The 8,069-nt window shown below is 62.3% G+C and carries 15 protein-coding genes; 10 read left to right on the top strand and 5 right to left on the bottom strand.

Annotated features, from left to right (window positions below; translation table 11 throughout):
- The first annotated feature begins 232 nt into the window (after positions 1 to 232).
- The 3 genes from CIW48_RS32540 (at position 233) to CIW48_RS32530 (ending at position 1,171) form a co-directional block, all read left to right on the top strand.
- The gene (locus CIW48_RS32540) at positions 233 to 484 is read left to right on the top strand and encodes a hypothetical protein (RefSeq protein WP_149314466.1); all 252 of its coding nucleotides are present in this window, start codon (positions 233 to 235) and stop codon (positions 482 to 484) included.
- 253 nt (positions 485 to 737) lie between these two features.
- A complete protein-coding gene (locus CIW48_RS32535) occupies positions 738 to 995 on the top strand; it encodes a hypothetical protein (RefSeq protein WP_053622063.1) in 258 nt (85 codons plus the stop codon).
- Positions 992 to 1,171: a hypothetical protein gene (locus CIW48_RS32530; RefSeq protein WP_149314465.1), complete on the top strand. Its 180-nt coding sequence runs from the start codon at positions 992 to 994 to the stop codon at positions 1,169 to 1,171. The genes CIW48_RS32535 and CIW48_RS32530 overlap by 4 nt, the downstream gene beginning before the upstream one ends.
- 129 nt (positions 1,172 to 1,300) lie before the next feature.
- On the opposite strand, the gene CIW48_RS32525 is transcribed toward CIW48_RS32530, so the two are convergent.
- The gene (locus CIW48_RS32525) at positions 1,301 to 2,149 is read right to left on the bottom strand and encodes a metal-dependent phosphohydrolase (protein ID WP_149314464.1); all 849 of its coding nucleotides are present in this window, start codon (positions 2,147 to 2,149) and stop codon (positions 1,301 to 1,303) included.
- Between the two features lie 340 nt (positions 2,150 to 2,489).
- On the opposite strand from CIW48_RS32525, the gene CIW48_RS32520 reads away from it, so the two are divergent.
- The 5 genes from CIW48_RS32520 (at position 2,490) to CIW48_RS32505 (ending at position 4,867) form a co-directional block, all read left to right on the top strand.
- Positions 2,490 to 2,672, top strand: coding sequence for a DUF3606 domain-containing protein (locus CIW48_RS32520; RefSeq protein WP_149314463.1), 183 nt, complete (start codon positions 2,490 to 2,492; stop codon positions 2,670 to 2,672).
- Positions 2,673 to 2,717: 45 nt separating this feature from the next.
- Positions 2,718 to 3,113 carry a hypothetical protein gene (locus CIW48_RS34420; protein ID WP_246695525.1) on the top strand — a complete coding sequence of 132 codons (396 nt, stop codon included), beginning with the start codon at positions 2,718 to 2,720 and terminating at the stop codon, positions 3,111 to 3,113.
- Positions 3,079 to 3,423 (top strand): hypothetical protein, encoded by a 345-nt coding sequence (locus tag CIW48_RS34415; RefSeq protein WP_246695524.1) that lies wholly within the window; start codon positions 3,079 to 3,081, stop codon positions 3,421 to 3,423. Before CIW48_RS34420 ends, CIW48_RS34415 begins: the two co-directional genes overlap by 35 nt.
- 112 nt (positions 3,424 to 3,535) lie before the next feature.
- A complete protein-coding gene (locus CIW48_RS32510; protein WP_173009481.1) occupies positions 3,536 to 4,126 on the top strand; it encodes a hemerythrin domain-containing protein in 591 nt (196 codons plus the stop codon).
- Between the two features lie 294 nt (positions 4,127 to 4,420).
- Positions 4,421 to 4,867 (top strand): hypothetical protein, encoded by a 447-nt coding sequence (locus CIW48_RS32505; protein ID WP_246695523.1) that lies wholly within the window; start codon positions 4,421 to 4,423, stop codon positions 4,865 to 4,867.
- A 65-nt stretch (positions 4,868 to 4,932) separates the two neighbouring features.
- On the opposite strand, the gene CIW48_RS33645 is transcribed toward CIW48_RS32505, so the two are convergent.
- Together CIW48_RS33645 and CIW48_RS32500 are read right to left on the bottom strand one after the other, a co-directional pair.
- Positions 4,933 to 5,097, bottom strand: coding sequence for a hypothetical protein (locus CIW48_RS33645; protein ID WP_173009480.1), 165 nt, complete (start codon positions 5,095 to 5,097; stop codon positions 4,933 to 4,935).
- Positions 5,094 to 5,312 carry a hypothetical protein gene (locus CIW48_RS32500; protein ID WP_149314461.1) on the bottom strand — a complete coding sequence of 73 codons (219 nt, stop codon included), beginning with the start codon at positions 5,310 to 5,312 and terminating at the stop codon, positions 5,094 to 5,096. The genes CIW48_RS33645 and CIW48_RS32500 overlap by 4 nt, the downstream gene beginning before the upstream one ends.
- A gap of 203 nt (positions 5,313 to 5,515) precedes the next feature.
- Between CIW48_RS32500 and CIW48_RS32495 the strand changes: the two genes are divergently transcribed.
- Both CIW48_RS32495 and CIW48_RS32490 read left to right on the top strand, forming a co-directional pair.
- Positions 5,516 to 5,758, top strand: coding sequence for a hypothetical protein (locus CIW48_RS32495; protein ID WP_149314460.1), 243 nt, complete (start codon positions 5,516 to 5,518; stop codon positions 5,756 to 5,758).
- 155 nt (positions 5,759 to 5,913) lie between these two features.
- A protein-coding gene (locus CIW48_RS32490; RefSeq protein ID WP_149314459.1) for an IS5 family transposase occupies positions 5,914 to 6,620 on the top strand; the annotation gives its coding sequence in 2 pieces (ribosomal slippage) (positions 5,914 to 6,235 and positions 6,235 to 6,620; 708 coding nt in all).
- A 488-nt stretch (positions 6,621 to 7,108) separates the two neighbouring features.
- Here CIW48_RS32490 and CIW48_RS32485 read toward each other — a convergent pair.
- Positions 7,109 to 7,417: a hypothetical protein gene (locus tag CIW48_RS32485; RefSeq protein WP_149314458.1), complete on the bottom strand. Its 309-nt coding sequence runs from the start codon at positions 7,415 to 7,417 to the stop codon at positions 7,109 to 7,111.
- Positions 7,418 to 7,636: 219 nt separating this feature from the next.
- Positions 7,637 to 7,768 carry a hypothetical protein gene (locus tag CIW48_RS34675; RefSeq protein ID WP_281407423.1) on the bottom strand — a complete coding sequence of 44 codons (132 nt, stop codon included), beginning with the start codon at positions 7,766 to 7,768 and terminating at the stop codon, positions 7,637 to 7,639.
- Between the last annotated feature and the right edge of the window lie 301 nt (positions 7,769 to 8,069).

Genomic DNA, 8,069 nt, shown 5'->3' with positions numbered 1-8,069 from the left:
CGCGATGATCCTGCTGCATCTGGAAGCTGTCCCGGAGGAGAGCGCGGAGGAGCGCAGGCTCAATGAGGGCTGGCGTCACCGCTTCCACTCGGGGCGACGGTAAGCAAGATCCAGCTCTGACGGAACAGCCCTGACAGCCCTATCCTGCTGCTTCGTCAGAGCGGGCCGTGCCGCCGTCCCGTTGCTGATCCGGCGCACTCCCGAGGTCGGCAGAGGAGCAATGGGGGCATGAATGGCCGGAACTGACGACAACCTTCGGCTGCTCCTCAATCAGGCCGCGGGAGAGGAAGCGTTCCTCAACCGTGTCGGCCTCGCCGACGACGGCGAGCTGCACGCGACGGGCACCGCGCCTGCAACGTCTCCTGTCGTGTCGTTGATGATCACGAACCGTCAGCGGGCGGCGCTTCGTGAGCTTGGCTTTTCCGAAGAATCCATTCGGCAGATGACGCCTGCCGAGGCGCATGGGAAGCTGGGATTGGCCTAGCCGCCGTACCCACAGCGCATATTAAGCGCTTCGAGCCGCCTGCCGACCTCATCCAAGAAGCGGCGTACGCTCACAATCTGCCCTTTCGCTGCCGATAACCGCCAACAGCCGAGCGCTCGTATATTGGGGATGGTGGCGCCAAAACCGGCGAAAAGGCAAGATCGACACTGGATTTTGTTCCTGTTTTGTTCTAAGTGGCCTCACGGATCGAGCCCCTTTTCAACCCCTCGGTTGCTCCGAGCTACACGGTGTCATGGCCGATACCGAAATCCCGCCACTTAGCCCCGACGACGCCAAGCTGATCCGCAATGAGCGGGCGAAGCTGACGGCAATGTGGGTCAACGGAGTCGCAGTCGCCTCCGTGGCTGTCGGCGGCATCTCCCCATCAGTGGCGATCTTCTCGGGCACCGCCAGCGCGCTTACAGCCAGCGCTCTCCTGGTTGGTTGGAGTCTGCTGGCAGGTATACTACATCTGGTGGCTAGACGCCTGCTCGGAGCCCTGCGCGCGTGAGCCTGACGCTCGCACAGATGGTTGTTCTTTTTCTCGGCCCGCTCGTCTTGGCGACGATGGTCGCCGTTGTCCTTTGGCTGACGCACGAGAAAGAGTCCGACCGCCTAAAGCGCGCTGAAGCTGATCGCGCGATTTGGCTCAAATATCAAGACGAGCGGAAATTGCCCGGAGAGTAGTTTCTCTCTCCGTCTGTTGGTCCGCCATCGTATAAAATTGATCATCATCCGATTTCGCCAACACAGCGAGTTTATCTTGGCGGCTGGTGTAGCTTTCCCGAGAAGTTGTGAGGATTGCTTTTGCGTGGCTCAGCCCGGGTGCGGCCCCATCCGGCGGCGGTCGTGCTCGATGGCGAACACATGACTGTAGAGGTTCGCTACCCAGCTCCTCCCCTCAACCGTGAGATCGAGAAAGCGAATCGCGTCCCCGATGACTGGTTCGATCTTGCCCCAGAAGAACGCCGGGTACCGCTCCGCGAGGTCCGCCGGGCCGGCGTAGCCGAGTTGGTCAGCCATGCCGACCTCGGCGAACTCGTGGAATAGCGCGTTCCGTTTACGAGGGTAGAGCGGATCGCCAAGTTGCCCGATAAGGTCAGCCGCACGCGTCAAGCCGGCTTCGGTCCCGGTTTCCCGGTGCTCGTCGTCCGCAGGCACGGGGAAACGGGTCAACTTGATGGCGCGGATCACCCGCTGCGCATCGACGAGGTCATTCGTGCCAAAGCGCTCCTGCACTGCCAGCTTCGAGCGCTCGATGTGGTAAGGCGTCAGCGCTGCATCGGACGCGCCTCGTGGCAGACCGATGGTGGTGCCCTGCGCGTCGATGACGAAGGCGTTCGCCCGGTTGCCTGAGCAGACACCACGCACGTAGCCGATGTCATGGGACAGGGCCGCCAGGATCATGTGCAGCCAATCCTCCGGCGTGATGCCCTTGTCGAGGAACCGACCGCGCAGGATGTCCTGAGCGACGAGGGTGACGAGAGCGGTGTGGTCGCCGTCATGGTAGAGCGCATCGCTGCCGACGATCCGCTCGATGGTCAGACGTGCGGACGCCTCGATCACCTCGGTAAAACGTGGCTCGCAACTGCCGAAGGTGCGCTGATAGGTTAGAGCGAGGTGCTCGCCGAGCGCGTCGGCCAGCATCTTCGTCTCATCGAACATGACTGGTATCCCGCACATCGAGCAAACGCCGATTTTGGCTGTCGTGTCGGTCTGCATCGTGACATCAAGTCAGCGGCAGCCCATATCGGGAACTCGCCCTCTGAGTGTCGAGGCATCAAGCTCCAGGTGGGCTCGTATGATTTCACAGCCGCTGTAGCCGCGCTCATTCACTAGCTCAGCCGATGTCATCGCGCGCCGTTTCGGCCGCGTCAGTCAGAGGCCGAAGCACCAGTTAGGCTAGGCTGCCGTTGCGGTTCCTCGCACCCCTTTGCACGTCTCACCGTCAGGTCGGTTGAGACCCTTCCCAGATCACGTAAAACCAAAACCAATAGGATTCCCCATGACCGGCCTCAAAGACAAACGTGGCTTCATCGACAAGGACCGACTTGATCTGTCGGAACGCAAGGCTGTCGAGTTTTGGATGAAGCGCTGGGGCGTCACTCAGGACCAGCTAACGGCGGCGCATCGGAAGGTCGGTCGAATGACCAAGGATATCGCCGCTGAGTTGGGCAAAAAGCGTTAGGGGCGCGCTCGCCTCAACAGGGTAGCTCCTCAGGGGACTTCGTTCATGGATAGGCCGCACCCTGATCGTGTTCGGACCAGCGCCCTGGACTTCTGGTTGGCCCGAAGCGCCGTCGCCTGCATCGCCGCCCTCCAACTGCTCGTTGTGAACGACTTCTCGCTCGGACCGCGCTGGCTTGCCCCGACGCTCGAACTCGCGCTGCTGGTGCCACTCTCGGCCGCCACGGCCTGGAACCAGGGCTGGGCGCGGCGCGCCACAACGGACGCACACTGGTCCGAGGTCCACCGCCACCATCGCTTGATCCGCAGGATGGCACTCTTCATGACTGCGCTGGTCACCGTGACCAACACCGCCGCCCTCGCAGCCCTGGTTCACGCCCTCCTGAACGGCAGCCGCCGGTCCAACCTTGCTCATCGATGCCCTCAACATCTGGGGCACTAATGTCGTGATCTTCGCCCTGTGGTTCTGGACGACAGATCGCGGTGGTGCGGCTTTGCGCGGCCATCCGAGTGCGCGGGAGCCGGATTTTCTGTTCCCACAAATGACGCTTCCGCAGCAGGATGCGGCAGCCCCGTTCGTGCCGGGCTTCGTAGACTATCTGTTTCTGGCCTTCACCAACGCCACCGCCTTCTCACCCACTGACACGTTGCCGCTGACACCGCGTGCGAAATTGCTGATGATGGCTGAGGCGTTGATCTCCCTGCTTGCTGTGGCCCTTGTCGCCGCACGCGCCGTCAACATCCTCGCATAGTCAGGCCGCAGACCTCGATGAGTACTACGACGCTAGATCAACCGATCGCCCGTAGGAAACGAGCCGACCTCCTCCGGGTTGGCCACGGCCACCCGCAAGGATGATCCGGCGCATGAACGTCTGGCAGCTCATCGCCCACGATCACGCCTACCTCGCGCACCTGATCGCAGAGAGTCGGTACACTTTCGGCGGGTCGGCGATCCACGACCGTGAGGAGGTGCTGGGAGGCTTAATTGATGAGCTTGCCGCTCATGCCGAGGCGTTGGAGGCCAGTCTCTATGCGCCGCTGCGCCACCTGGATCGGACACGCCAGCTCGCCGAGGACCTGCACCATGAGCATGCGCAGTTCCTCGGGCAACTTGATGCTCTCGCGAGATCGCGGCGGGGCGGCTTTTCCTCGCAGATGGGTATGGTCCTCGACGTCGCTCTGATCGGTCAGCACCTCCGCCGTTACACTCAGGAGCTGATACCGGCGGCTCAGGAGCTTCTCTCTTCGGCGCAAGTCGATGCCGCCGCACACGCCTTCGTTCGTGCGAAGATGCAAACTCTGAAGACACGGCATGGTCGCACATCCGATAAACTGACGTTGGTCAGAATTGCACGGGCTTGTGCCGTCTGCGCTGCTGCGGCCGGTATCGGCTACCTTGCTGGGCGTTCGGCCTCGGCCAAAGGGCGGAAGCTTCTCGTCACATCCACGCGTTGAGATCGCGCCGCAGCATAACCGCTAAGTCTATCCGGCGCAGACACGCTGGGTAGAGATTGAACGGCTGCATCCATGCTGCGAGTTCGATGAGCGCGGCTTGAGGCGCAGCGGCGCGACCGACCAGGCGCAAAGCGGCGGCGTCCCGACTTCTGCAACTCGCGATACATCCTCAAACCGCCCGATGATGTGCGCCGTAAACAAGCATTAACTCTGCGCGGGCATCGTTCTGGGCCTGATCGATTAGCCGTTCGGACCAACGGGGTCCGCCCACTCGAGACGGGAGACAACCGGTCCATGCCTCGCCTGCTCGAACTGCTGCGCTGGAAACTTCAGATGCTTTTTGCATGGAAGCCGACACGTGCTCAGTTGCTGCCCCTGATCCTGGGGGTTTACGCCCTAGCGGGTTGGGGAGCCTATGCGAATAAAGCTTCAGCCAACCGCGATCTCACCACTCAGGTCGCCCTCCTTCAGACGGAGCGAGACGGGTTAGTGAGCCGTCAGAAAGAGTCGGAGCAGGCGAGCATCGAGCTCGTTCGTGAGTGGCAGGGCAAACTCGCCTCTGCCCGCGCGGAACTCGGCCAAGCTATCGCGGCTCGTGACGCAGCGAAGGGGCAGCTAGCCGGTTCACAGCGCGAGCTTATCGCTTCGAAGAAGCGCTTCGATCAAGCTCGTGATCGAGTATCCGAGACGGGAAGCATCAAACCGGCCGAGCCGTCAAAGAAGGCCGCGAGTAAGCCATAGACCCGCTGGGTCGGCCTTTGGCGTGATGAACTCGGACTCATGCTGTTTCCTTTGGGGACTAAGCTTCAGGAAGTCTGGTTGGGAAGCCGTGCCGAGGCCGCGGCTACCGTGTGGGTCATGATCAGAGCGGCGAGCCCTTCGACAGCCGCCGTGGATCGGATCTCCGCTTCCACGATGCGCCGGCTCAAGCTTTCCACTGCCGCCTCGAAGTGGGAGCTGGCGATGCTCATGCGCCAAGAGGAACTTCCATCAGGAAGCTGTTGCGGTGAGCGCGAAGTAGATTGAGGCTCGTCATATAGGACGCGAGCAGCATCTCGTCCTTAGCCGTGTCCTGCCCTTCCGCTGCCCTCTCAAAAACCAGAGCACACTGGCCGTGGAAGCGCCTCTCGCAGGCGATGATATCTTCATTCGCGGCGGCAAGCGCCTCGATCCACGATAGCGACACGAACCGCGCCCTCCATCCCAATCAACTCTTCTTGCACGGCATGGTTGAATTCTGGGGTGGATCCAACGGTCGCGCGCTCACCGGCGGAAAGGCCGCTCAGGCAGAGCGCGCACCGCCTCCCCGCTGCGTTGCAAAACGGTTCCAAATGGCTAAGCTTCTACGCAGCGCCTGCGTAGCGGCCTACCTGTCACTGGAGAACGCTCATGCTGGTCAACCATGAACGTCGCCTGCTCACGAAAGCCGCCCAGGCTATGGACGGTCACATCTCCATCAAGCGCGAGATGGATCGGGCTTGGCCGGGTGATCACAGCCGCTTGACTAGCCTGGAAAGCCGGGGCGATCTCGTGTGGGTTGGTGAACGGGCGGGCCCTCATCTCGGGGGTACGTTCGCAACATGGCAGATCACGGATGCTGGCCTTTCCAGGCTGGAGCAGCTGTCTGCTTAGCGTGACCGCCTAACGGGGCAGTGCTGTCATGGTGGGACTTAGTGGGCGGTTCCGCGGCGCGGCCAATCCTCCCGCATAGGTAGTAACTAGGGTCTGTCGTCGCTTGAACCATATGGTGCAGCATGCGTTTTATGCCCTCGACTTGAGGAGGGACGATGCTGAGCGACGCGCAATGGGCTGTTCTGGAGCCACTGGTTGAGGCTTGTCGGCCGAAGGCGAAGACACCGCCGCAAGATCTGCGGCGCACGCTCTCAGCAATCCTGTGGCGCCATCAGAACGGTGCCAAGCGGCGCGCAATCCCGCAAGATCTGGGGCCGCGGTGGCGTGCGGCACAGATCTTCATCCGGTGGTCGCGCAGCGGCGTGTGGGAACGACTACTCGGCCTCGTGCAGGAGCGCGGCGTTCAGCTCGGCATGGTGTTCCTCGACGGCACCAACATGCGTGCGCATCAGAAGGCGGCAGGCGCCGCCAAAAGAGGGGATCTGCAGCCGAGCGAGACGATCGTGAGGCTCTTGGCCGATCGCGTGGTGGTTATGGCACCAAGGCTTGCGTGATCGCTGACGGCGCAGGCCACGCGATCGCCTTTCAGATCGCGCCGGGGCAGGCCCATGAACTGCCCCGCGCGCTGCCCTTGCTCGAGCGCTTGCCGGGCCTGTGCCAGTGGGTCGTGGCGGATCGAGGCTACTCCAGCCATCGCTTCCGACAGCACGTCCGAGAGGCCGGGGCAAAACCAGCAATCCCGTCCAAGCTCAACGAGACCCCCGCGCGCTGCTTGGAGTGGATCTGCAACAATCGCAATATCGTCGAGCGGCTCTGGGCGCGCCTCAAGGAGTGGCGAGCGATTGCAACGCGAAACCAGTAGACCGCCGCAAGCTTCAGCGGCATCCTCTGCCTCGCCGCCGCCCTCGATCACCTCAGGTGACGACAGACCCTAGCCTGACCTAAAATCCTGCCCGGTCGGTCACGCTCCAATCCGCCGTCCTTTCACGCCGCTCCGTTCGCTGGCATATGCTTCGCCCAAAACTGGGATCGGAAACATGCCTGAGAACGAAGCCTGTGAGGGCGCTGTTGCTCTGCTCAGACGCCAGCACGAACATATCGGCGAGCTGCTGCCCGATTTGAAAGACGCTGGTGGCCCGGCGATCACGCGGGCAACGAGGATGCTGCCAGCGTGCTGGTCCACGCACGCACCATCGAGGAAAGCGTGCGCGAGATCAGTCAGATCATCGCGACGATGAAGGATTGAGAGGCTCACCGATCGATGCCTGAGGTAGGTCCGGCACCCATCGGTCATGGCAGTGGCCTTCTACTCAGCGTGCTAGGCTTGATCCAAAGCGATCATCGACGGCACTAGCTCGATCCGGGCGCCGATCCACGACTGACCCAGTCCTGGCTGTCGAGCGTGCAGGCACCGTTCGTCAGCTTGGCGATCGCCGACATCGCCTCATCAAGCGAGGCGTGCGTGGATTTGACGGTCCGTAGCGTGCCCTCAGGCTGAGGCATGATCACGAAGACGTCTGAGTGCTCGGACTTCGTGATTTCGCCGAGGGTTCGCCCGAGTCGGTCGTTCAAGCTCCACGCGTTTCCTGCAGTTCCTGTAGGGGTAAGTACGACGTCCATCGCTACCGCCTCGCTGATGCAGAGGATGAGATTGATCATGCGCCCATCAGCGGTGGGCAAATCGAGGCCCTGAGGCAAGCCGTGACTGCCGGCTAACCACCCCTGCTTAATCGGGATGGTCACTATGGCTGGTTCGAGCGCGATCGTGTCACGACTCGATGATCGCCGCTCCTTCGCGATCGTAGCGAAATGCGAGCAGGCATGAGGGCGACCGGACGGCCCAGAGACACGCTGCCCGGTCGGTAGGAGTGCTGCCTCCTACTTCTTCGATCCTGGAGCAGGCTTGGCCGCCAGCAAGCCCTTCGTGGATGGTGCTGAGGCGTTCGTCTTCACCTTAGGGGCCTTGGGCTTCTTCGCCTCGCGATTGCCGCGCTTGTTATCCGTTGCCATGACGGTCTCCCTTACAGGGCCGGTGGCCTCGATCACATGGCCTGCACGGTCCGATCCACCCGCGTAGCATCGCTCCGAAGTGCTCTCCGGCAAACCGCCATACGGCTCGCCGGAGAGCTTCCTGAGTTCATTCGGCAGGTCAGAAATCCATACCGCCCATACCGCCCATACCGCCGCCGGCAGGCATGGCAGGAGCCTCCTTGCGCGGAGCCTCGGAGATCATCGCCTCGGTGGTCACCAGCAGGCCGGCGACCGAAGCCGCCCCCTGAAGGGCAGCGCGGACGACCTTGGCCGGGTCGAC

The organism is Methylobacterium sp. P1-11, from assembly GCF_008329595.1.
Lineage (GTDB): Bacteria > Pseudomonadota > Alphaproteobacteria > Rhizobiales > Beijerinckiaceae > Methylobacterium.
Note: the sequence above shows the minus strand (reverse complement) of the source record. Positions and strands in the feature narration are given on the sequence as shown.

What these genes read in the sequence shown, in the direction of transcription:
- CIW48_RS32520 (WP_149314463.1), top strand. Translation starts at nt 2,490, where the DNA reads ATGACCGGCCTCAAAGACAAACGTGGCTTCATCGACAAGGACCGACTT.
- CIW48_RS32495 (WP_149314460.1), top strand. Translation starts at nt 5,516, where the DNA reads ATGCTGGTCAACCATGAACGTCGCCTGCTCACGAAAGCCGCCCAGGCT.
- CIW48_RS34420 (WP_246695525.1), top strand. Translation starts at nt 2,718, where the DNA reads ATGGATAGGCCGCACCCTGATCGTGTTCGGACCAGCGCCCTGGACTTC.
- CIW48_RS32510 (WP_173009481.1), top strand. Translation starts at nt 3,536, where the DNA reads ATGAACGTCTGGCAGCTCATCGCCCACGATCACGCCTACCTCGCGCAC.
- CIW48_RS32485 (WP_149314458.1), bottom strand. Translation starts at nt 7,417, where the DNA reads ATGATCAATCTCATCCTCTGCATCAGCGAGGCGGTAGCGATGGACGTC.
- CIW48_RS33645 (WP_173009480.1), bottom strand. Translation starts at nt 5,097, where the DNA reads ATGAGCATCGCCAGCTCCCACTTCGAGGCGGCAGTGGAAAGCTTGAGC.
- CIW48_RS34675 (WP_281407423.1), bottom strand. Translation starts at nt 7,768, where the DNA reads ATGGCAACGGATAACAAGCGCGGCAATCGCGAGGCGAAGAAGCCCAAG.
- CIW48_RS32505 (WP_246695523.1), top strand. Translation starts at nt 4,421, where the DNA reads ATGCCTCGCCTGCTCGAACTGCTGCGCTGGAAACTTCAGATGCTTTTT.
- CIW48_RS32540 (WP_149314466.1), top strand. Translation starts at nt 233, where the DNA reads ATGGCCGGAACTGACGACAACCTTCGGCTGCTCCTCAATCAGGCCGCG.
- CIW48_RS32525 (WP_149314464.1), bottom strand. Translation starts at nt 2,149, where the DNA reads ATGTTCGATGAGACGAAGATGCTGGCCGACGCGCTCGGCGAGCACCTC.
- CIW48_RS32535 (WP_053622063.1), top strand. Translation starts at nt 738, where the DNA reads ATGGCCGATACCGAAATCCCGCCACTTAGCCCCGACGACGCCAAGCTG.